The organism is Aquimarina atlantica (assembly GCF_000626715.1).
In the GTDB taxonomy this organism is placed as follows: domain Bacteria; phylum Bacteroidota; class Bacteroidia; order Flavobacteriales; family Flavobacteriaceae; genus Aquimarina; species Aquimarina atlantica.
The window spans coordinates 183,269-205,446 of sequence record NZ_AQRA01000007.1 but is presented as its reverse complement, the minus strand read 5'-3'; the positions used below and the strand labels follow the sequence as shown (position 1 = coordinate 205,446).

Genomic DNA, 22,178 nt, shown 5'->3' with positions numbered 1-22,178 from the left:
CTGTTATATTATTTATCACAATTATCATAATTACTTATCAATTATCTAATTTTAAAAAATTAGAATCGTTTTAGAATCCATTCACTTATTATTTGCATTGCTTCAGGAACAAAAGTTTCTTTAACATTAGGATACTAAGATGCTGAACCAGTCTTTACCATCTGAAATAAATGATTTAGGCCTTCAATTTCATTTATCGTTACATCCTTATTTCCAGATTTTTTTAGAATACTCTCGATTCTCGTTAAGTTAAGATCAGGTATCACCTGATAATCTTCACCTCTGCCAATTGCTAATATAAGAGTTTTTACATTCGACAAAAACTGTTGTTGATCTGATTGTTTTGGGCTTTTTAAAGTAGATATATAGGTATCCCCTTCTTTTTTAATTTTAAAAATGACAGGAAGCTCGGTTCCCTGAACCTTAATTGCTCCATTCCAAATTCCGGTAATCTCCTGTGCATTTATAATTTGAGAAAGAAAAGCTAGTAACAATCCGATTATCCATTTAACCAATGACACCATAATGAGTTTCTTTTTGATTTATGATCAAAAATATACCAATCCCTCTATATAATAATTCAAATTATGACGAATGGTAAATACGCGGGATAGGTGGTAAGAGGTATCATTATACATCTGCTTTTTCAACAGATATAATTTCAGTTTACGTCTATGGTTTACTCTATAAAAACCATTGCAATAAAAATGCAATATGCTGCAAAAATTAATAATCCTTTCGGGCGCCCAAGGATCATTTTTTTAGGTATAAATGCCAATGGAAGTAAAATCATAGCAAAACCAAGCATCCAATAAATATTTACATTCATTAGTGTTCCATCTTTTACTGCTATAGGCTGAATTAATGAAGTTATTCCTAATACCGAAGCAATATTAAAAATATTAGATCCGATAAGATTTCCTAGTGATATTGCTTTCTCTTGTTTAAGGGCTGCGATAACGGATGCAGCTAATTCTGGAACACTAGTTCCCACTGCAATAAGAGTAACTGCTATTACACCTTCGCTAACGCCCATTTTTTTGGCAATGGTTTCTGCCCCGCTCACCAATAATTCTGAACCAAAATACAATGCAGCCCCACCGATGAGTAACCAAACTATAATTTTAAAATTAGATGTTTTCTGAAGAGAATCATCTACTTCTTCTAATGCAGTATCAGAAGATTTTCTAGCTCTTCGAATCAAGAGGAATAAATAAACAATTAAAGATAATAACAACACAAGTCCCTCTAACTGAGTTAAAATTGCATCATTTTGCAAAAAGAGATACAACACAAATGATAACAATACCATTACCGGCCAATTGAATTTATAAAAATCCTTATCGATAGCCAAAGGACCTATTATAGCAGTAATACCTAATACCAAACCAATATTAGCGATATTAGATCCAATTACATTACCTAAAGATATATCAGACAATCCGTCTAATGCTGCCTGAATACTTACCAATAGTTCTGGAGCAGAAGTAGCAAAAGAAACTACGGTTAGCCCAATAACCATACGAGACAATTTAAGCCTGAACGAAAGTGCAACAGAAGATCTTACTAAAAATTCTCCTCCTACCACAAGAAGTACTAGTCCTATAATAACGTATAGTATACTGGCAACCATAAATTTTAATTTTGTCTGCGAAGATACTATTATATAAAAACTTTTCTCAAAAAAAATAGCATCCATATTTCAGGATGCTATTTGATAATATAGCTCTATATATTAGCAAGTAAGTCAAGGGGTATACAACTAGCCTTGCTAAATTTTTCTAATACAGAAAATTAAGAGCTACTCTATCCAAATTACTCCATTCTCCATCGGTATTTGCAGGATAACAAGCATTCATTATAGAATCATCATCTCCTCCAGGACCTGCTGTACCAGGAATAAATACAAGACCATCGTTACCTGCACCTTCATTATTATTCTCTCCACAACTCTTTCTGGTATCCCAATCTGTATGTCTAAATCCAATACAGTGACCAATTTCGTGAGCCAATAAATGCTCTAATTGTTGATCAGTTTGTGTTGTACTTGCTGTCGTGTTAATTCTTACCCTATTAAAAGGAAATCCGTTACTTGGAAAGCCAGCTATCCCAGCAGGAAATCTATCATCTCTAGCAAAACCATCCTGTACAAATACTAAAATATCATTAGGTCCCCAATTTGTACCAAATGACAACTCGAATCTAATATCAAGATTTTCATTATTATAATTGTCAACTGCATAACGAAGACCAGTTTGCGCTGTTGCACTTAACCCAAACTGATTATTACCATTATACCCTACTACACGAATAACATTAGTGGCCGTCACGGTATTATTTGTTCTATATTGTTTGTTTTGAATACCACCATAAAGACCTGTTTTCATTAATTGGTTTTCGGTAAAAAGAATATCATCTTCAATCTTATATACCGTTTTTTGGGTTCCATTGATATCGTTCAAAGTTATTTTTTCGACACCATTAGGGTTAAAATGTAATTCAGAGATTTTGTTTAAAACATCTTTTGAGATTTCTTGTGATGACTGATCTATTACATCTTCTGAAGATTCTTTTTCACATGATGTAAAAACTGATAATGTAGCTGCAGTAAATACTACTGCAAAGGTTTTAAAATTTTTCATTGAGTTTGTATTATGTGTTAAAACTTTAACAATATATTCTTAAATTATCTTAAAATTTAATTGTACTACATGAACTGTTGATTTCTTTACATAAACGGTTATTTTTTAGCAATAAACAGTAATAAACCCGTATTTTGTTAACGTTAAAAACACAACAACACCTTGATAAGTATCATTTTACCTGATATTAACAGGATAGAATGCTTTACAACTTAGCTCTCCAATGCTGTGCTTATTTGCGCAAGTTGTCATTCATTTTTTTTTACAAACAATAAAATTGCAACACATACGGCATAACTTTATTAGTTTCGTAATTTTACTTATCATATATTACAGATATGACAGCAAACAGATATATCATCATATTGTTTTTTCTATTCCGATTACTCTCTATTGCATCAATTTCTGCAAAAGACACAACAGTAATTGATCAAGAAAAAAGAGTTCAGGATTCAATTCTTATACATCTTAAACAAAAGCAAGAACAGGCAAGGCAGTTAAATCATAAAGATAGCATTATCAAAAGTGACCTATCTTTATTAAGATTCTATACATATAATCAATCAAAAAATACCGACACAGATGAACTATTTGATTTATTAGAGTATTGCACTGATAACGACAATATTAATTGTCGTATAGAAGTATACGCCATGCTAGCCTGGCAAATGCAAAAAAATGATCAATATTCGCAAGCTCTAGAGTACTACAATACAGCTATAAACCTTTCTAATGCCACGGAAAAAGAACCATTTAAATGGCACATTCTAATTAATCAAGGAACATTATTCAATGAATTGTTAGAACCAGAGATTGCCAGGGAAAATTTTAAGACTTCGTTTAAGTATATTAAACCAAATGAAGAGTACAGGATGGCTATTTCGCTTCTAAATATTTCTTCTACATTCGAAAAAACAAACCCAGATTCGATGGCCTATTTTTCTAATCAAGCCATACGCATTCTTGAAAAAAAACCAGATCGTAATAGTTCTCTCGAAATAGCTGCAAATAATGTTGCTTATGGTTATATCAAACAGAATAAATTAAAAGAAGCTTCAAGAATTATTGATAAATACATTGATCTAAATAATATTACGGACAGCAAAAAAGAACAGTTTGGATCATTTTTCTTTAACACAGTAGGAGAATTAAATTATAAGCTAGGTCACCTAGACAAGGCTATTGATTATTACAAGAAATCTATAAGTTATACAGAGAATGCCTACCCCCCTTCTAATATAATGAGTTTAAATGATCTGGCTGAGATTTATGAAATCAAAGGAGAATTAAAAAAGGCAATTCATTACTTAAGAGCCAAAGAAAACTATCTTAAAAAATTTAACGAACATAATCTTAAAAAAGAGATTGCAAGATCAGAGTATAATAAAATACTAACCGAAAAAAATGAACTAATTACTAACCTGGAGAAGAAAAATCAAAAGACAAACAAACAAGTTTACAATAGTAAAATTCTCGCCTTAAGTTCGGGAGTTATTACTATAATTTGCATCTTGTTTTTTTTAACTATTTATCAAAAAAGCAGGTTAAAAATATCACAACTCAACGAAGAAATTAGCTTGGTTAGATTAAAATCATTGCGATCAATAATGAATCCGCATTTCTTATTTAACTCATTTAATACATTACAGAGTTATATTCTTCAAAAAGATAAGTTCGAGGCCAGTGAACATATGAGAGAACTTTCTCAACTAATCCGAAAAATATTATCGAACTCAGATAGTCTATATATTAGTTTTAAGGAAGAATTAGAGATTATCAAGACTTATATAACTCTAGAAAACAAACGATTTGAAGATCAATTTGAGTTAAACCTAACAATTGACGAAAATTTAATTGAGCTTAATCCTAAAATCCCTTCTATGATTATTCAACCGCATCTCGAAAATGCTGTTATACACGGATTAAGTTCTAAAAACAAAAAAATACTGAAGCTATCATTTCAAAAAAAGAAAAATAGCATACAATGCATTATCGAGGATAATGGTATTGGCAGAAAAAAATCTGCCAAACTAAATAAAAAATCAAAAAAATCGACCAATTTATCGATTGCATCAGGAAATACGGCAGAAAGAATAAAGCTTCTTAGAAAGGTAGGATACAAAAAAACGTCTATGAAAATTACAGATTTGTTGGATGATAATAAAAAATCAAGAGGTACCAGAGTTACCGTTAATCTACCAATTATAAATTAATAGTTTATGAGTACATCACTTAAATGCATCATTATAGATGATGAAAAAATGGCTAGAAACAGCTTAAAAGTTCTATTACAAAACTATTGCCCAGAAGTAGAAGTAATTGGCGAAGGATGGGACAAAACATCAATGAAAAAACTTTTCAAAGAATTTAATCCAGATATTGTGTTTTTAGATATTCAGTTAGGAAACAGTACTATTTTTGATATGATCCCTAGTCATGAACTTATGGATTTCAAAATAATTTTTATATCTGCGCATGATGAATATGCATTAAAAGGATACAAGTATGATGCTATTGATTATCTTTTAAAGCCTGTAGATCCTATAAAACTTAAAGAAGCTGTTAATAAGGTAACTCAATATATAAATAAAGAAGCTGCTTCTAAAAGCAGTGTAGAAGAAAACTTAAAAACTTTGTACAATTTAAGAGAATCTCCACAGATCACATTATCAGACGCCAGGGGGTTACATGTTATCAAAATTGAAGATATTATGTATTGTATTGCAGAGGGCAACTACACCTCTATAATTCTTAATAATCAACCACAGATGGTCGTATCAAAAAATCTTAAGTTTTTTGAAGAAAAGTTAATACAGCCCAATTTTTTCAGGATCCATAAATCTAATCTTATTAATATTCATTACCTCAAATTATTAAGTAATGATGATGGGGGACATATTGTAATGAGTGATGGTAAAACACTATCTATTTCCAGGGATAAGAAACGAGAACTTCTTAAACGCATCTAGAAATATTCCTGTTACTTATATCGTACTGCAGCTATTATAAAATAATAAAAGACCGCCTTTTGGCAGTCTTTTATCTATATCTAAATATACTTTCGACTACCAAATCAGTATAGGTAGTTTAATGCTACTCTATCCAGATTACTCCATTCGCCATCGGTATTAGCAGGATAACAAGCATTCATTATAGAATTTGGATCACCACCAGGACCAGCTGTTCCCGGGATATATACAAGACCATTATTGCTTACTCCTTCATTACTATTTTCTCCACATGTTTTTCTGGTATTCCAATCTGTATGCCTTAATCCTATACAGTGACCAATTTCGTGCGCTAGTAAATGTTCTAGTTGCTGATTTGTTTGCGTTAAATTAGCTCCGTTATTAATTCTAACCCTTGTAAAAGGGTATCCATTACTAGGAAAACCTGCAATCCCCGCAGATCTGTTTGGATCCGGGTTTATACTATTATCTACATATACCAGAATATCATTAGCTCGCCAGCTTGTCCCAAAAGATAATATGAATCTAATACTAAGATTTTCATTATTGTAATTATTAACCGCATATTGCAAACCTGTCTGTGCTGTAGCACTTAATCCATACTGATTATTACCTGTGTACCCCACTACACGAATAACATTAGTCGATGTCACCAAATTATTGGTTCTATACTGTTTGTTTTGAATCCCCCCATGAAGTCCCATATCCATTATTTGAGATTTTGACAACATGATGTCATCTTCAACAAGATACATTGCTTTTTGGGTACCGTCTATATCATTTATCATTACCTTTTTTATCCCGTTGGGATTAAAATGTAATGATGTAATTTTGCTTAAAACATCTTTTTCAACAACTAAAGAGGACTCTTCTACAGGAATCGTAACCTGATCTTTATCGCAAGACAGTAGCGTTAGCGCAATAGCCATTGCAGTGGCTATCACTAAAGATTTGATTCTTCTCATTTTAAATAAAAGTTAAGTTTGTGTGTTTTTGTTGTGATAAATTTAACATTTCATTTACTGAACGAAAAAAAAATTTATCAACAAATTGATGATAAGTCACATTTTTATTACTGTAATACAGTAGTTTACATAAAACAAAAAAGTCGCTACAACAAAGCATTTCTATACTCTATTTGGTGTGAAAATTTTATCTGCTTTCTTCTTAACAACTACTTAAATAGTTAAATAACTATAAAAATAGTTGTAAAACTAAAACTATAGTTATACTTTTGATCATTATTAATACTCTCCTATGGAAAAACTTACGAATAAAGAAGAAGAAATCATGCAGGCATTATGGAAACTAAAAAAAGCTTTTGCAAAAGAGGTTCAGGCCGAATTAAACCATGCTGTACATTACAATACTGTATCTACAATCATACGCAATCTTGAGGATAAAAAGTATGTTGGTCATCAAGCTTATGGAAAAACACATCAATACTTCCCTATTATTACAAAAGAAGAGTATCGTAGCAAGTTTGTAAGTAAAGCCATGAAACAATATTTTAATGACTCTTATAAAAATATGGTTTCCTTTTTTGCCAAAGAAGAGAAAATAACTGCAGATGAGTTAAGAGAGATTTTAAAAGTAATAGAAAAAGAAAAATAAGCTATGGAAACCTTCTTAATTTATCTTTTTAAAGCCAGTATTTTACTTTCGATATTTTACGGAGTTTATTTTTTGCTGCTTAGAAAAGATACCTTTTTTACAATAAACAGGCATTTTTTATTGGTTGGCATCATCACTTCTATACTATTGCCATTCGTAGAGTTTACAACTATTAAGTTCATTAAAAACCCGGTTTTTTATGTAACAGAAACACATCTGCCCGCTTCAGAAAATGTAATTCCCGAAACTATAAACTGGTGGTTAATTGGGTTTATACTTTATGGTCTTGGGGCTCTTATATTTCTATCTCGTTTTGGCCTTCAACTGCTATCCTTAAAAAAACTACTAACACATCATCAAGGCGTAAAAAAAGATGGTTTCAATTTTATAGAAGTTACTCAAGATATTGCTCCTTTTTCTTTTTTTAAAACGATTGTATACAATCCTGCATTACATTCTGCCGAAGAATTAGATATGATTCTAAAACATGAAAAAATACATGTTCAGCAATTTCACACACTAGATCTAATACTCATGAATCTTCTTCTCATATTTCAATGGGTAAATCCTTTTGCCTGGTTTTACAAAAAAAACCTGGAGCAAAACCTGGAATTTATTGCCGATCGAGAAGCTATACACCAAATAACATCCAAAAAAGAGTATCAATTAACGCTATTAAGAGTATCATCAAATAATTACTCTACTATTACTAATAATTTTTATCAATCATTAATCAAAAAACGAATAATTATGTTAAACAAACAAAGTTCTCAAAGTAAGAAGTTATGGAAAATCACTGTTATTCTCCCCTTGTTAAGTCTATTTTTATGGAGTTTTAATACCGAGGAAGTTGTTAGAATCAAACAGGATACAAAAACGAATCAAAACCCTTCAGAAAATATTATCTTTCAGAAAAAAGGTGAGAAAATTATTGAATTTATAGTCGACAAAAGTTCTTCAAAAGAAGACCTCAACAAAGTCAAAAACACCTTAAAAAATGACTACAGTCTTGAAGTTAAATTTTCTGGTATTAAACGAAATGAAGCTAATGAAATTACAAGTATTAAAGTAGATATATCTTCTAAAAAAGGAACGACCAACTATGCCATATCAAATGATACCCCAATTAATTCTTTTGCTATTATATACAATAGTGAAACCGGTAAAATCGAAATTGGTCAATCCGGAAATAGTCCTAATTACGTATGGGTTGTTGATAAAGATGGTAAGACCAAAAAAGGAAGCACGATAAAAATCCATTCCGGAGATAAGAAAAACGAGTTCATTTTTAACAATGGAGATCACAAAGACATTTATAAGATACATACTAATGACAACAAAACCTTTGCTTACATTACAGGTGATAGAGACGGTGAGCCATTAATTTATATAGATGGAAAAAAAACAACCAAAAAAGAAATGGAAAAACTAGATTCTGATACCATAGAAATGATAAATGTCCTTAAAGGAAAATCTGCTATCAAAAAGTATGGTGATAAAGGAAACAACGGGGTAATCGAAATTACTACCAAAAAGAACTAACCCAATCCAGAAATAAATCTTTAAAAAACTCACTTCCTTCAAGTGAGTTTTTTGTATTTTTGACCATGCAAAAACATTTCTTTTCGTTTATCGCCAAGCTTAATAAAGTAATTCTACCCAGTTTTACCAAAAAACGTCTGGACCTTGCTAAAGCATCCAAATTACAACTTCTCATATTTGGATGGCGACTATATGTTACCAAAAGAGCTTTGGGATAACATCATAGCCTTATCTATAAAAAAATACTACTTTTTGCAACACTAGCAACTCTTTTTCGTAATTAAAGAAGAAGTAATATCATCTATAAATAACCAAAAATATGTAGTATGAAAAAATGGATCATTATAGGAATCAGCATGCTAGGTATGCTCTCCTTAACCGCATTTACAACAAACTCTGGTAAGGATTTGATAATTGATAATATTCAACCTAACGAAATAACCGCGGTAATAAACAAAGACACCTCAGAAAAAGAATTAGAGGATTTAAAAGCATTCTTTTTAGAAAATGGTATCGAATTGCTTATCAAAAAAATAGAATTTAATGATAAAAAAGAGATTACCAGTCTTAGCATTGTTCTTAAAAAAGGAAATTCGAAAAGTCAATACTCCTCATCTTCTAAGACTCCTATTTCTAAAATAGAATTGGGTTATAAAGATGGTAATTTGTATATCTCAAACTCTGGTATGTTTGACATTGCCGCATGGAAAAATCAGTCGGGTTTTAGTCACATACAAATTGATATGGACAGCATTATGAAGAAGCATAATTTTGTTTTTGATTTTGATGAAGAGAATGACTCCTTATTTTATAAAGGTCATTTTGATGCACAAAAACTAAAGGATCAGATCATGAAATCCTTTACTTTTGAAGAAGATGAAGATGGAAATTTCTTTTTTAACGGTCAGCAAATGCCACATTTTCAAAATTTCAAATCCAAAAGATATAATTTTGTAGACAATCCTGATATTGAAAAATTAATTATTATTGACGGAAAAGAAGCTGATTTTAATACCCTGGATACACTTGCAAAATCAGATAAGTTAGCCGAAGTAGATTTTCTTAAACCAGAAACTGCCATTAGTATTTATGGCGACAAAGCAAAAGACGGTGCTATTATAGCCACTACCAAAAAATAAATTTCTTAAAAAAATAATATAAGCCTTCATCTTTTTTGAAGGCTTTTTTTTATCATCAATATTTTAAAAGAGCAGACCTGGGAACATCGAGTTTATCTTTTCCGTTAAGAAATTCGAGTTCCATAATAAAATTGCATTGCACTACTACTCCACCCAATTCTTTAACCAAATCACATACAGCCTTAGCAGTTCCTCCTGTGGCCAGTACATCATCATGAATCAGCACATGTTCTCCGGCTTTGATAGCATCGATATGAATTTCTAATGTATCTTCTCCATATTCTAAGCCGTAACTCTTTGATTTTACATCATAAGGTAGCTTTCCTTTTTTACGAACAGGTATAAATCCTGCTTGTAAACGTTCTGCAATCATACTTCCTATAATAAACCCCCTGGCTTCTATACCAATTACCTTATCAATCTTAACACCATCTGGGCATAAACCAACTAGCTGATCTGCACAACTTACCAAAGCTTTGTGATTTGCTAATAAAGGAGTAATGTCTTTAAATAAAATTCCAGGTTTGGGAAAGTCAGAAATATCCCTGATATAATCTTGTATGTTCATTGGCCGAAAATAATGAAAATAAGAAAAAGAGGCCAAAAAAAGATGAAAATCGCCTACAAAATCAAAATATGATGCAAAACCGCCCTACAAATGTTTCAATCTATAATAACAAAGCTGATTTTATATTATATTTATTAACTAATATTAAGACAACATGATTACATTCCAAAACAATTATCATCTTTTTAGTTACAAAATAACAATCACCTTCACAGATTTCAGTAAAAATATTTTGCCCATAATTTTCTTTCAGATATATTAAAAAGACAATATAGAAATACAACTAATTTTAACAATAAAAACCTAGAAATCATGTAAACAAAACTACTTTCTTCAATATCTAAAAATTAAATCAATTAATCATTTCTAAAACCATCTAATATGCTAACATTTATAGGAATCGTGATGATTCTTACAGGAATCATAATGCTCATAATCAAGCCATTTTTTTCAACTTCAAAAATTATAAATTGGTTCACCAAGTCGCGTAATTTTAAATTAATTGGGTTTGGTTTTGTGCTAAGTGTGATCTCTGGTATGTTTTTTTATGCAGAACCTGGTACTGCCTATGCAGTACAATATCCCTGGGGTAGCCAAAAAGCTGTAGTACATCAAGGTATCAATACCAAAATGTGGGGACGTTTGATCCCTATACAATTCGAACTCCCTATCAAATATGTAATTCCAAATAAAGATAGTGGTGAGCTTGGGGAACAAAGTAAATATGCCAATGTTGATGTGGCAAAATACTGGGCATTTAGCGATGCTGTAAAAGCAAGAATTGCAACTTCGGTAGTCATTAGTATTAATACTGCAGATGAATCACAATTCTTATCTGTAGCAGACCGTAATAAAACCGAAAAAAACCTTATTCGATCACGTATCATCCCTAATATAGATCAATCAATTAAGAATACGTGTAAGTTAATGGATGCCCAGGATTATATCTCTGGACAAGCGTCTGATTTTGACCGGTATTTTAAAGATCAGTTAGAAAACGGTATGTATGTACTAGAAGAATACATAGCCAACGAAAACAGAGAATTAATTGGGGACAGCAGTGTTGTGAGAACAATCGTGAATAAAGAATCTAAACAGAAGCGTTTTAAAATCAAATACATAAACGGAGAGCCTGTACGGGAAAAAGGAAACTCTCTAAAAGCTTATGGTCTTACAGTAGTACAAGCTGTTGTTACTGAAATTGATTGGGAGAGCACCTTTGATAAACGATTACAATTACAAAAAGAAGAGGTAGCGCAAACGCAATTAGAAAAACAACAAGCAGAGCGTGAATTCTATCGTGCTCAAAAAGAAACGGCAAAGGGTGAAGCTGAGAAAGCAACAGAACGTGCCCGACTAGAAAAAGAGCAAATTCAAAAAACTATCGAAGCAGAAACAAAAGCCAAAGTAGCAGAATTTAACCTTATCGAGGAGCGTAAGAATTATGAAGTTGCACAGTTTAAGGCCAAAACACAAAAAACCATGGCAGATGCACAGTCGTATGAAAATGCTAAACTGGTAAGTGCCGGTCTTACTCCACAAGAACGTGCCGAGTGGGAATATAAGACTTCTGTAAATATAGCCAGGGAGCTGAAAGAGCTAAAACTACCAGAGATTTATATACAGGATGGCGGTAAACAAGATGCTAATGGAAACTTATTACAATCATTAATTGGTGCAGATCTTGCCAAAAAGATGATGACCAGAAAAAGTCAATAAATTAATTTACATATAGCATAACTGTGCTTTAACACACATACTATCAGGCTACTCGAATCCTGTTTTTAGATCGTGTTTATCTAAAACCTGTCGGGTAGCTTTTTTCTATCTGCGAAAAAGTCTATATAAATTTTGCCAGCAATATAAAAAACAACTATATTTGCACCCGCAAAAAGGCCTCGTAGCATAACTGAATAGTGCACTTGATTACGGCTCAAGAGGTTGCAGGTTTGAATCCTGCCGAGGTCACAACAAGCAAGAAACCACGTCCAAAAGACGTGGTTTTTTATTTTATAGAAAAACCAAACGTAGTTTGAAGTTTTGGAATAAAATAAAGAACTAGAGTAATAACTCGTGGTTTCTTATTTGCAATAGCGAGTTTTAATTAGGATCATTATTAAATAATCTGCCGAGGTCACAAATGAATCACAAAAAATGTGAATTACTAAGCGAGTTTCAGAAATGAAGCTCGCTTCTTTTTTGAAACAAAGCCAAGTGATTCTTTTTGCGATGCTCAAAGCGGAGCTTTGTCAGGAAAGATTAAATCAATCCGTTAAAATAAAAAACTAATAGCTTCTACATCATTACAAGGCAATGCATTGCGGTAATGTTTAAGAATATCTCTTAGTGAGCTTTCTTGATTTAATCTTCAAATATCTGATTGTGATCAAAAGAAACTAACTTTCTTAAACTAGATTAATTTTTATCAGCATATACATAATTACCTTTGTTACACTTTTAAAATATAACAAGAACATGAAAAATATAATGATTACCATAACACTGCTTTTTGCTGCAATTTTTATGAGTTGTACTACCGAAAAATCAAAAAACAACTTCAAAACCGAAGATACCCATCAAGTAGTGTCATCAACTGATACATTAACAAAACACTTAAAACCATTTAAGCCAGAATTACCAACAATAGGTCTTCTAATGTTTAATGGCGTATTGCAAGGTGAAGTTATAGCAACTTCAGACGTTTTTGGAAAACCGAATCAAAACTTAGAACAACTTTTTAATGTAATCACCATAGCAGAAACAAAAAAACCAATCACCACAGAAGAAGGCATGCATTTTGTTCCTGACTATACTTTTGACAACTGCCCAAAATTAACAGCTCTTTTTGTTCCTAGTGGCTATGATATGTATGCACAAGTTCGTAATAAAAAAATGGTAGATTTTATCAAAAAGAAAAATAACGAAACTAAATACATCGTGAGCAATTGCGCAGGAGCACAACTTATTGGAAAATCAGGAATTGCAGACGGACATAAAATTGTTACCTATATCGGTGGCGGAAAACAGCTACAGAAAGAGTATCCAAACCTAAAAGTTCAAAACGACAGTTTGGTAACCTTTGTTGAGGATGGAAAATTTAGTTCCTCCAACGGAAACTTAACGAGCTATATTTCTGCTCTTCGTTTACTAGAAAAAATGACCAGTACCGAGCACAGAAAATTTGTCGAAAGTTATTTATACATAGACCGACTTCAAAATTGGAAAGAATAAATGCCATATAAATAATTGTGTACATACTGGCATTTAGAAATTTCATGGATAAAGTAAATTCAGAATTTCAAGAAGATAGGAATCATAATTACAATAGTGAAATTTTTATTAATATTCAGAGATTTAGTATACTTCTTTTTTATAAAATAAGTATCTTTGAGATAGGGATAAAAACAAAAAACGATTAAAAAAATAATGGGCATAATACCCTTTATCTTTTTAAAATCTATTGGAATTTTAACGATTCATGAATACGCAAAAATATATAGAAGATTTACTTAAGTCACATTCTTTAAAAAAGACTTCGGCACGAATAGAAATGCTTAAAATATTTCTAAATTATGATTACGCATTATCTGCAAAAGAAATAATTTCTCATATGAAGGTAAGTCATGATCGAGTAACCATATATCGAACATTAGGCTCTTTTGAAGAGCATGGGATATTACATAAAGCTTCTGAAGACAGTCATGGTATACGATATGCAATGTGTAGTCATGAATGCCCAGAAAAAGTACATTCTGATGAACATGTTCATCTTATTTGTGAAAATTGCTCACAGACCTATTGTCTGGAAGATATTAAAATTCCAAAAATTAAAGTTTTAGAAAAATTTCTGGCTCAAAAAATAAACTATACCATTAATGGCGTTTGTAATGCATGCCTTTCTAGTTTAAAAACAACTAATGGATAATCCCTGGAACACTCATTATCACTATTTTGATCAAAAAAAACACCCTCCAGCGGCTACTCTACGTAATGCAATAGCTCTTTCTCAAAAACTACAAATTAATCCTCAAAACAGGCTAGCTGTTGATTTGGGTTGCGGGAATGGTGTAGACACTTTTGCTTTACTGCAGGATAAATGGAATGTACTTGCCATAGACAAACAAAATGAAGCTTTATTGCGAATTAAGGAAAATACCCCGGATACATACAAACAACAGCTTCAGCTTCGTTTAAATTCTTTTGAAAACATAGATACTCTTCCCGATTCTCAGCTTATCAACGCTACTTTTAGTTTACCATTTTGTCACCCCGATCATTTTGATACGTTATGGGCTATCATTATTTCTTCAATAACTGAAAAAGGAATTTTTAGTGGCCATTTTTTTGGCACCAATGATGCCTGGAGTTCTAACCCCGAAATGACTTTTCATACCGAGAAACAGATCAAAACAATGTTTAATCGTTTCGACCTTATCCATTGTAAAGAAATAGAAAAACAAGGCAAAACCATATCCGGTAAAGAAAAATATTGGCATGTTTTCCATATCGTAGCTCAGAAAAAGTAGGCTATTTATACCTTATATTTATTATTTCTGAAACACCATTCTTTTAGAAGCCGAACTCAATAGTTTCTTAAGTTCTATAGAAGATAGTATCCATAATACTAGTGCATAGATTATATTTTCTACAACAAGCGTATAGTATATTCCATTAATACCAAACATTTTTGGGAAAACCCAAATTAAAGGTAGAAACAAAACAATTTGTCGGCTTATCGGGACTATACTGGCTAGTTTTCCTTTTCCTACCGATTGAAAAAAAATAATACTACTCGAAGCAATAGGTAATAAAAATAGCACTGCCAAAATACTTCTTAGATTAAAGATTTCCTGAGTATTTAATACCATATCAGGAAGCATTAATTGAATACAATATTCAGGAAAAATCAACACAGGGATCATAAAAACCAGGATAAATAAAACGCCACCAATTCTAAATGTTTTTATTGCCTCTATACATCTCGGTATATTAGATGCACCATAGTTTATTCCTATTATAGGTTGCAAGGGTTGTAATAAACCTAATACAGGTACTGCCAAAAATGAAAATAGCCTAAATGCAGCACTAAAAAAAGCAATATCATGGGTAGTACCATACCAGGCCAGAGTTCTAAACAAAAAAAACTGTTTTATAACATTAGATAATTGCATAACAAAAGCAGATGTACCTACACTAATTACATCTTTTATGATATCTTTTTCAATCTTAACACTAAATTTTCCAATTGTAAACGATGCTTTTTTCTTAACAAAATAGAGCGAGGTTGCAATCGCATATATAAACATAGATATGATACTACTCAAGGCTGCACCAGCAATATCCATAGAGAAGGTATGAATAAACAGAGGTGTTAATGTAATATTTAAGACTACAGATACTACTGTAAATGTCATTGCTTGTTTAATTTTACCTTCGGATCTAATAAGTCCATTAGCAGAAAGACCGTAGATAGTAAAAAACACTCCCAGAATGGATATTTCAAAATAAGAAACACCATAATCCAGCATAGCTCCTGTAGCTCCCATAAAGGCTACTAATTGTTTAGTAAAAAGAACACCTACCACCATTAATATTATCGAGCTTATAAGAGAAAGTGCAATCATATTAGGGATTACTTTTTGTTGTTTTTCTATATCCTTGGCTCCTATGGCCCTACTTAAAACCGAAGATGATCCAGCTGCAATAAAAACAGTGACACTGGTAATAACCAGGGTAAGCGGAAATAACAAAGAAATCCCGGCGAATGCTTCTGCATCAATAAAATAACTCACATAAATAGCATCTACCAGGGAATTAATAGAAATTACCATCATCCCTAATATTCCTGGTAAAGAAAGCTTAAGCATTAATTTCCAGAGATTATCTTTCAGTATATCTGGTTGTTTCTTCACAATTAAAACTGTTTCAGAAAAGTAATTTTACTAATGAATTGTTGATTCCTGTCTATAGGATCTAACGATGATTTTATTTGGGTATCGTTAAACACCAGGTAAATAAAAGATAAAGGCATATATTCCCAACTAAATCGTGCATTCCACCTTCCTTGCTTGTTAAATGAATTATACTGGTAAAAGGTAGATAGTTGCATTCGGGGAGAGAGTGCAAGACGAAGACTGGCAGAATATAAATTAGTTTCTAAATTTTCTCTTAGTATTCCTATTTTCCTAAGATTATTATATTCATAATCTGCGGTTAAAGCAATATGAGGTAAAGGAGCATATCGCATACCAGCCGTAATTGTATTTCTGCTTCCATTATAGAAACCTCCCCATTCATATTTAAAAGAAGCCGACAATTTTCTTGATCGGTCAGAATTATATCGAACAAATTGTCGGGTATAGAAATACCTTTTTTGTTCGATAGCTAACCCCAGAGGTTTGAAATCAAAATTTATATTTTGCCATGATGGTGTAACCGAGTATTCTACAAAACTGTTGTCTTTAAAAAATACATATACAGGAAAAAGATACAGGCTTGCCTGTTGAAATTTTTCTGGGTTTTGAAAATCATGATAGTAGTTTGCAAAAAAACCTGGATCCCAGCGACGAATCCAGGGAAGTTTTTTAGGTCTTACAATAAAATACCCGCCAGGATTATGTTTTATAACATCATTCTGAAAGACAAAACCCGTACCTGGGTTATAATTTTTGCTTACAAAATTTGTAGACCATCCCCAATACATCTTATTGCTTCGATATCCAGAAAAAAGATTCCCTGCTTCTCCCCATTTATTAGTTTGTTCATCATATGTAGAAGAAATTAGATACGAAATTGTCCATCTATTTTTTATTCGAATTAAACCATCTATGGTTGCGGTTGTATTATTGTTTTCATCGATATTTAATACTTTACTATTTTCATCTAAGCGATGATTGATCATCACTCCCACATTGTTTTCTTTTCCATAATTCTGGAGGTAACGAAATACTCCAAAATTTGCACTAGGTGCATTATCAGTATTTCTTTGATGGATATATAACCCTGCCAGCGTTCTTTTATCGTTTCTGTCTGTAAAACGTGTTCCGACATTGATGGGAGCAGGAACAGCATTAAATTTACCTTCTAATCCAATTTTTCTACTAAAAAAAGGACGAACCAAATTATTAGAGGCTCCTGCCCAAATCCCAGAGTTTTCTAAGAAAAATTGCCTTCGCTCTGGAAAAAATATATTGAACCGTTCAAGATTGTTAACCGCTCTATCTACATCTGCCTGTGCAAAATCTGTATTAACAGTTATGTCTAAGACCGATCGTGGACTTATTGCCCATTTTGCATCTCCTCCAAATTTTAGTTTACTATCAGAGTTTTTTTCTCCTTCTGTGTCAGTCGTTGTGTATTGATATAGAGAATAAGGTTCTACTCTAAGATTTGCTCCAGAACTGGGAAGTTCTAACCCTTTTAGTTGCGCAGCATATGTCATCCTGTACGGAGAAAAAGATTGAGGAATAGCAGGAAAAACGGTTCGCTCATAATCTCTTCTTGCTAATCTGCTAAATGTAATTCCCCAGGTAATATCTTCTTCGCTTTTCTGACTGTCGTACCGAATAGATGTAAAGGGTATCGCAAACTCTGCATAATACCCCATATCGGTTCTATGAGTGCGTACCGACCATAGTGCATTCCAGTCATTATCGGTACTATTATCATTAAAATTCTGTAAGTCTCGTTGATTACCATACGGAGTGGTTTGAAACGAAACGCAGTATTGTTTGAGATTTTGAGGATCTAATTGAATACCAAAAATATCATTCTCACCGGCACTAAAATCTCTTCTTAAATCTTGTACCCGAACTCCTTTTTTCCCTAAAGAATCTTCACAAAACACGCCTACGTATAATTGCTTCTCATCAAATAAAACACGTACTTCGGTTTTATATGTATAAGCTCCTCCCTGTCGGGGTTCCATGCGAAAAAAATCTTTGGTAACAGGAGCTTCCTGCCAGTCAGACTCATTTAATTTGCCATCGATTTTTATGGAACCCTTTGCACGTTTTGCAAAAACCTGGGGAGGATCACTAGGGGGCGGAAAATTTTGATTTGTATGCTGTGCAACACCAACAATACACTGTGTAAAAAGTAGTATAGTGTAAAGTAAATTTCTCATATTTTCTTTTTTTTCATGATTATGAAACCTATTCCGAAAAATAAGATCGTTGCGATACTAATTTTGACTATCCCTAATACAATAAGAGTACTCCATTTTACTTCATCTGTCTTGATTTTGAAGGATGGTAATCGCGAATAGTCAGCACGCTGTATAGGTTTATCCCAAAACAATTTCTGAAAATAGAAATCTGAAATATTACGATGGAATGATTCTATAGAAGTATGAAATTGATGAAAGGTATTAAGATCTGTTTTTGCAATATGAATAAATATACTCTGCATATTTACCGCAGGATTTACCCAATGGAAATCTGATATCCATCGATTTCTCTGATATACCTGATTGTTATAATGATCTACATCTTCTTTACTATGCATATCTTTTAAGGATGTTAGCGCAGCGTATGCTTTGGCAAGTGTGTTATTATGTATAAGACTATCAGAACCCTGAAGATGGGGATTATGTGCTAAAAATTCTTGAATAACTTCTCTGGCTTCGTTTTCATCTTCTTCATTTTCAAGACTTGTCCTACGAGTAATTTCTGCTAGTGATGTACTGTCTAATGGATACCTGGTAGTTACCCATACATTAAGTACAGCTGGGATTATGATAAGAAAGAATAACCATACTCCCGCTGCCGTGATCGCCGTAAAAGACGAATTCATTTTAAAACTTATAATAAAGAAGAGTACTGCAAACCAAAATGCACAGTAGATAATAACGCCAAGTATCCAAAAAAGAGCTGCCAGGCTATTCTCAGAATTCATAATATTACCAGAAGTGGTTAGTCCTATCATAGAAATAAGAAGTGCCAATCCTGTAATAAGGAAGAAATATAATACGAGTCGCACTATAATAATGCTCCTGATATTTACAGTTTGAATATATAGCAATGGTAGTACACCATTTTCTTTTTCGCCAGAATATAGACCGTATGAAAATGCTATAATCAATAAAGGAAAGAGATAAATTAATACAAATGATAAATCAAAATTACCAACGTATAATTTTACTGGATTTGCGATCTCGTTTTCAAAAAGCTGATAATGTAAACTCATTCCGGTAAGGCGATAATAATAGGGATGTAAATCACATTGTCCTATTGCCAAGGCTGCATAATCATGAGGATGTAAAATCGCATGATAACCATGTCTATGCCATGCATAGGCGGGGTCTGATGCAATTTCTAATTTCTTTTTCTGCGCTACAGAAGCTAATTCTTCTTTAAAACTTGCCTGATATTGATGGAACTCGGTTTTTTCGATTTCTATTACATCCTGGATAGTGTCCCGTTGTACTTTTATCTCTGATTGCCCATAATAAATTGAGTAAAGCCCCAGTAAAAAAGTACAGCCTAGCATTACTATCTGAAAAGTATTTCTGGTAAAAGCAATCCACTCATAACGCAATAATGTTATTGTTACTTTACTCATAATACTGGTTTCTTTTTATGTGATGAATAGTTAAGAAGAAAGAAAATAACTAGGCCCCAACAACATAAGGATAATAGTTCTATTAAATATTGGCTTAGTATCTCGTACGCAGACATTGTTTTATAGTGAAAATCTTTAACCGTTTTCCATAAATTTTTATCTGCTTTATATTCATAAAACTCGCCATACTTAGAGTTTTGCGCCATATCAAGATTCATTTTCCTGACTAACTCCCTACGATAATTTTCTGTTACTTTTTGAAAATGAATAGAAGTATTGAGATCGGTAGCAGCAAGTCCCATAGATACATTACGTACGGCTAAATATGGCGTAATAAAACTGGATAAGCTACTGATTCGATTCTGATGATTAAAAATATCGATTAACCTTTGCCAATGTACATCATATACTTTATTTCCGTAATCTTCTCCGGCTTGCATGCGCATTCCTTCAAAATTTAATGGTAGTTTATGAATTGAATCTACTTTATAGTGCTGTAAATATTCTTTTTTTAGTTGCTGCTCCCGGGCAATTTTTGGGTTTTTCCCATCTAAGCCTTCTCTAATATCTTTTTGAATAGCTTCTCTATAAATTTTCATAGAAGGTAGAGGATAGAAGCTTTCGCCAAAATTAGCTGTTGTTTTAGGGATAATAATGGTAAAAAGAATCCAACAAGTTAATAAAGTAAGTAATGCATTTCTTCCTGTTGATGATTGCATAGATACCCACACCGAAAAAGCAACAAAAATCGATAAGTATACGACATACACTATAAGTAAAAACAATACTCGTAATCCAACATCGGGGATACTACCAGAATCTGTTATTACTGTAGACAAAATAAAAGCGATTACAAAAAACGGAATCACTATAGCAAAAAGAATACTTACATATGCTATTATTTTCCCTTTAACTATAGAGGAATAAGATACTCCCTGACTTATTAATAATTTAAGAGTTCCATTTTCTCTTTCTTCGGTAAAAGCAGTAAATGCCAAAAATATGATGAGTAAAGGAATTAATATTTGAAATACCATTGCTGCACTAAGTTCTCCAAACCTAATCATACTGCTATGATCTTGTGCAGGGCGAAACATAAATTCGTGTTGATAATGAGCCTCTAGATATACAGAAGTTCCTGTATAAGTATCTAATCCAAAATCAAATAAACTTAGTATAGTTTTTGGTTTAAATACAAAAGTCCCATAATGAGCAGCTATATGAGGGTGTTTGTCCCCTTGCTCTAACCATTCTGTTCTATTTTCGTGCTTAGCCTGCTCTATAATAGCTCGTTGTTGATTATAGGCTACATATCCTGTGTATAAAGCAATACTAAGCAATCCCATAATGACTATAGCAAGAGCCGCTATTAGCTTTTTTCGCAATGCAATTTGTATTTCTTTTTTGGCAATCAGTAGTACTCCATTCATCTTATCAATTGTGCATATGTTTCAAATACATTTTTTCAAGATCCTGAAAACTAACGTCTTTAGATTCAAATTTTTCTAACAATGCCCCTTCTTTCATTATACCAATATGTGTACCCGTGTCTTTTGCTCTAAAAAGGTCATGGGTTGCCATTAATGTGGTTACTCCCCTTTCTTTCATATGTAATAATAGTTCAGAAAATTCATTACTAGCTTTGGGGTCTAACCCCGATGTAGGCTCGTCTAGCAATAATACTTTTGCTCCTCGAGCCCGAGCTAGTGCAATACCCACTTTTTGACGCATTCCTTTAGAGTAGCTACTTACTCTTTTGCGTATAAAATCTTTCTGTAAACCAGATTGTATTAATAATTCTTCCAGCTCACTTTTGTTTTGATTTCCTCCACCTAATCCACAAAAAAAATGTAGGTTTTCTAACCCTGTCAGATTTTTGTATAACATCAGGTTTTCGGGGATATAGGATAGCAATTGTTTAGTTTCCTTAACATGCATGGTGACATCCATATTATTGATCATAGCTTGACCATGAGTTGCATCTATAAAATTTAGAAATAGATTAATAGTGGTCGATTTCCCTGCTCCATTTGCTCCTAACAGGCAAAAAATTTCTCCTTCCTTTATTGTTAGGTTTAAAGATTTTAGAGCAGTGAAATCTCCATATTTTTTTGTTAAATCAATTGCTTCAAGCATTTTCAAA

General features: G+C 32.4%; 20 protein-coding genes and 1 tRNA gene. 11 read left to right on the top strand and 10 right to left on the bottom strand.

The window, feature by feature from the left end:
• Nucleotides 1-134: 134 nt before the first annotated feature.
• The 3 genes from ATO12_RS16965 to ATO12_RS16955 all read right to left on the bottom strand — a co-directional run bounded on the left by ATO12_RS16965 (nt 135) and on the right by ATO12_RS16955 (nt 2,642).
• Nucleotides 135-524, bottom strand: a complete 390-nt coding sequence (locus tag ATO12_RS16965) for a hypothetical protein (RefSeq protein WP_034244004.1) — start codon at nt 522-524, stop codon at nt 135-137.
• Between the two features lie 155 nt (nt 525-679).
• A complete protein-coding gene (locus tag ATO12_RS16960) occupies nt 680-1,633 on the bottom strand; it encodes a calcium/sodium antiporter (protein WP_034244499.1) in 954 nt (317 codons plus the stop codon).
• 148 nt (nt 1,634-1,781) lie between these two features.
• A complete protein-coding gene (locus tag ATO12_RS16955) occupies nt 1,782-2,642 on the bottom strand; it encodes a M57 family metalloprotease (RefSeq protein WP_034244001.1) in 861 nt (286 codons plus the stop codon).
• Nucleotides 2,643-2,980: 338 nt separating this feature from the next.
• On the opposite strand from ATO12_RS16955, the gene ATO12_RS16950 reads away from it, so the two are divergent.
• Together ATO12_RS16950 and ATO12_RS16945 are read left to right on the top strand one after the other, a co-directional pair.
• A complete protein-coding gene (locus ATO12_RS16950; RefSeq protein WP_034243998.1) occupies nt 2,981-4,855 on the top strand; it encodes a tetratricopeptide repeat-containing sensor histidine kinase in 1,875 nt (624 codons plus the stop codon).
• 6 nt (nt 4,856-4,861) lie between these two features.
• Entirely contained in the window at nt 4,862-5,611 is a 750-nt protein-coding gene (locus ATO12_RS16945) for a LytR/AlgR family response regulator transcription factor (protein WP_034243995.1), read from the top strand.
• 104 nt (nt 5,612-5,715) lie between these two features.
• Here the strand turns inward: ATO12_RS16945 and ATO12_RS16940 are convergent, their stop codons facing one another.
• On the bottom strand, nt 5,716-6,576 hold the full coding sequence (locus tag ATO12_RS16940; protein ID WP_034243993.1) for a M57 family metalloprotease: 861 nt from the start codon (nt 6,574-6,576) through the stop codon (nt 5,716-5,718).
• A gap of 292 nt (nt 6,577-6,868) precedes the next feature.
• Between ATO12_RS16940 and ATO12_RS16935 the strand changes: the two genes are divergently transcribed.
• The 4 genes from ATO12_RS16935 to ATO12_RS16920 all read left to right on the top strand — a co-directional run bounded on the left by ATO12_RS16935 (nt 6,869) and on the right by ATO12_RS16920 (nt 9,906).
• Entirely contained in the window at nt 6,869-7,225 is a 357-nt protein-coding gene (locus ATO12_RS16935) for a BlaI/MecI/CopY family transcriptional regulator (RefSeq protein WP_034243990.1), read from the top strand.
• Between the two features lie 3 nt (nt 7,226-7,228).
• Entirely contained in the window at nt 7,229-8,767 is a 1,539-nt protein-coding gene (locus tag ATO12_RS16930) for a M56 family metallopeptidase (RefSeq protein ID WP_034243987.1), read from the top strand.
• Nucleotides 8,768-8,832: 65 nt separating this feature from the next.
• Nucleotides 8,833-8,985, top strand: coding sequence for a hypothetical protein (locus ATO12_RS16925; RefSeq protein ID WP_025666657.1), 153 nt, complete (start codon nt 8,833-8,835; stop codon nt 8,983-8,985).
• 108 nt (nt 8,986-9,093) lie between these two features.
• Nucleotides 9,094-9,906 (top strand): hypothetical protein, encoded by an 813-nt coding sequence (locus tag ATO12_RS16920; RefSeq protein WP_051575907.1) that lies wholly within the window; start codon nt 9,094-9,096, stop codon nt 9,904-9,906.
• A 55-nt stretch (nt 9,907-9,961) separates the two neighbouring features.
• Here the strand turns inward: ATO12_RS16920 and ATO12_RS16915 are convergent, their stop codons facing one another.
• Nucleotides 9,962-10,474 (bottom strand): adenine phosphoribosyltransferase, encoded by a 513-nt coding sequence (locus tag ATO12_RS16915; RefSeq protein WP_034243986.1) that lies wholly within the window; start codon nt 10,472-10,474, stop codon nt 9,962-9,964.
• Between the two features lie 381 nt (nt 10,475-10,855).
• Here ATO12_RS16915 and ATO12_RS16910 point away from each other — a divergent pair, with 381 nt between their 5' ends.
• The 5 genes from ATO12_RS16910 to ATO12_RS16890 all read left to right on the top strand — a co-directional run bounded on the left by ATO12_RS16910 (nt 10,856) and on the right by ATO12_RS16890 (nt 15,000).
• Complete coding sequence (locus ATO12_RS16910) at nt 10,856-12,193, top strand: SPFH domain-containing protein (protein ID WP_034243985.1); 1,338 nt, start codon at nt 10,856-10,858, stop codon at nt 12,191-12,193.
• 175 nt (nt 12,194-12,368) lie between these two features.
• Nucleotides 12,369-12,442: transfer RNA gene (locus ATO12_RS16905), tRNA-Arg, on the top strand.
• A gap of 507 nt (nt 12,443-12,949) precedes the next feature.
• A complete protein-coding gene (locus ATO12_RS16900) occupies nt 12,950-13,705 on the top strand; it encodes a DJ-1/PfpI family protein (protein WP_034243983.1) in 756 nt (251 codons plus the stop codon).
• 247 nt (nt 13,706-13,952) lie between these two features.
• The gene (locus ATO12_RS16895) at nt 13,953-14,399 is read left to right on the top strand and encodes a Fur family transcriptional regulator (RefSeq protein WP_034243981.1); all 447 of its coding nucleotides are present in this window, start codon (nt 13,953-13,955) and stop codon (nt 14,397-14,399) included.
• On the top strand, nt 14,392-15,000 hold the full coding sequence (locus ATO12_RS16890; protein WP_034243979.1) for a class I SAM-dependent methyltransferase: 609 nt from the start codon (nt 14,392-14,394) through the stop codon (nt 14,998-15,000). Before ATO12_RS16895 ends, ATO12_RS16890 begins: the two co-directional genes overlap by 8 nt.
• 21 nt (nt 15,001-15,021) lie before the next feature.
• Here the strand turns inward: ATO12_RS16890 and ATO12_RS16885 are convergent, their stop codons facing one another.
• The 5 genes from ATO12_RS16885 to ATO12_RS16865 are packed head-to-tail and all read right to left on the bottom strand — an operon-like array spanning nt 15,022 to nt 22,171.
• On the bottom strand, nt 15,022-16,386 hold the full coding sequence (locus ATO12_RS16885; protein WP_051575906.1) for an MATE family efflux transporter: 1,365 nt from the start codon (nt 16,384-16,386) through the stop codon (nt 15,022-15,024).
• A gap of 2 nt (nt 16,387-16,388) precedes the next feature.
• Nucleotides 16,389-18,599 (bottom strand): DUF5916 domain-containing protein, encoded by a 2,211-nt coding sequence (locus tag ATO12_RS16880; protein WP_034243977.1) that lies wholly within the window; start codon nt 18,597-18,599, stop codon nt 16,389-16,391.
• On the bottom strand, nt 18,596-20,035 hold the full coding sequence (locus ATO12_RS16875; protein WP_034243974.1) for a DUF3526 domain-containing protein: 1,440 nt from the start codon (nt 20,033-20,035) through the stop codon (nt 18,596-18,598). The genes ATO12_RS16880 and ATO12_RS16875 overlap by 4 nt, the downstream gene beginning before the upstream one ends.
• Nucleotides 20,032-21,465, bottom strand: coding sequence for an ABC transporter permease (locus ATO12_RS16870; RefSeq protein ID WP_034243972.1), 1,434 nt, complete (start codon nt 21,463-21,465; stop codon nt 20,032-20,034). The genes ATO12_RS16875 and ATO12_RS16870 overlap by 4 nt, the downstream gene beginning before the upstream one ends.
• 4 nt (nt 21,466-21,469) lie before the next feature.
• Nucleotides 21,470-22,171: an ABC transporter ATP-binding protein gene (locus tag ATO12_RS16865; protein WP_034243970.1), complete on the bottom strand. Its 702-nt coding sequence runs from the start codon at nt 22,169-22,171 to the stop codon at nt 21,470-21,472.
• Nucleotides 22,172-22,178 lie beyond the last annotated feature (7 nt).

What these genes read in the sequence shown, in the direction of transcription:
- ATO12_RS16950 (WP_034243998.1), top strand. Translation starts at nt 2,981, where the DNA reads ATGACAGCAAACAGATATATCATCATATTGTTTTTTCTATTCCGATTA.
- ATO12_RS16945 (WP_034243995.1), top strand. Translation starts at nt 4,862, where the DNA reads ATGAGTACATCACTTAAATGCATCATTATAGATGATGAAAAAATGGCT.
- ATO12_RS16865 (WP_034243970.1), bottom strand. Translation starts at nt 22,171, where the DNA reads ATGCTTGAAGCAATTGATTTAACAAAAAAATATGGAGATTTCACTGCT.
- ATO12_RS16880 (WP_034243977.1), bottom strand. Translation starts at nt 18,599, where the DNA reads ATGAGAAATTTACTTTACACTATACTACTTTTTACACAGTGTATTGTT.
- ATO12_RS16965 (WP_034244004.1), bottom strand. Translation starts at nt 524, where the DNA reads ATGGTGTCATTGGTTAAATGGATAATCGGATTGTTACTAGCTTTTCTT.
- ATO12_RS16930 (WP_034243987.1), top strand. Translation starts at nt 7,229, where the DNA reads ATGGAAACCTTCTTAATTTATCTTTTTAAAGCCAGTATTTTACTTTCG.
- ATO12_RS16935 (WP_034243990.1), top strand. Translation starts at nt 6,869, where the DNA reads ATGGAAAAACTTACGAATAAAGAAGAAGAAATCATGCAGGCATTATGG.
- ATO12_RS16910 (WP_034243985.1), top strand. Translation starts at nt 10,856, where the DNA reads ATGCTAACATTTATAGGAATCGTGATGATTCTTACAGGAATCATAATG.
- ATO12_RS16920 (WP_051575907.1), top strand. Translation starts at nt 9,094, where the DNA reads ATGAAAAAATGGATCATTATAGGAATCAGCATGCTAGGTATGCTCTCC.
- ATO12_RS16915 (WP_034243986.1), bottom strand. Translation starts at nt 10,474, where the DNA reads ATGAACATACAAGATTATATCAGGGATATTTCTGACTTTCCCAAACCT.
- ATO12_RS16870 (WP_034243972.1), bottom strand. Translation starts at nt 21,465, where the DNA reads ATGAATGGAGTACTACTGATTGCCAAAAAAGAAATACAAATTGCATTG.
- ATO12_RS16890 (WP_034243979.1), top strand. Translation starts at nt 14,392, where the DNA reads ATGGATAATCCCTGGAACACTCATTATCACTATTTTGATCAAAAAAAA.
- ATO12_RS16940 (WP_034243993.1), bottom strand. Translation starts at nt 6,576, where the DNA reads ATGAGAAGAATCAAATCTTTAGTGATAGCCACTGCAATGGCTATTGCG.
- ATO12_RS16900 (WP_034243983.1), top strand. Translation starts at nt 12,950, where the DNA reads ATGAAAAATATAATGATTACCATAACACTGCTTTTTGCTGCAATTTTT.
- ATO12_RS16925 (WP_025666657.1), top strand. Translation starts at nt 8,833, where the DNA reads ATGCAAAAACATTTCTTTTCGTTTATCGCCAAGCTTAATAAAGTAATT.
- ATO12_RS16895 (WP_034243981.1), top strand. Translation starts at nt 13,953, where the DNA reads ATGAATACGCAAAAATATATAGAAGATTTACTTAAGTCACATTCTTTA.
- ATO12_RS16875 (WP_034243974.1), bottom strand. Translation starts at nt 20,035, where the DNA reads ATGAGTAAAGTAACAATAACATTATTGCGTTATGAGTGGATTGCTTTT.
- ATO12_RS16955 (WP_034244001.1), bottom strand. Translation starts at nt 2,642, where the DNA reads ATGAAAAATTTTAAAACCTTTGCAGTAGTATTTACTGCAGCTACATTA.
- ATO12_RS16960 (WP_034244499.1), bottom strand. Translation starts at nt 1,633, where the DNA reads ATGGTTGCCAGTATACTATACGTTATTATAGGACTAGTACTTCTTGTG.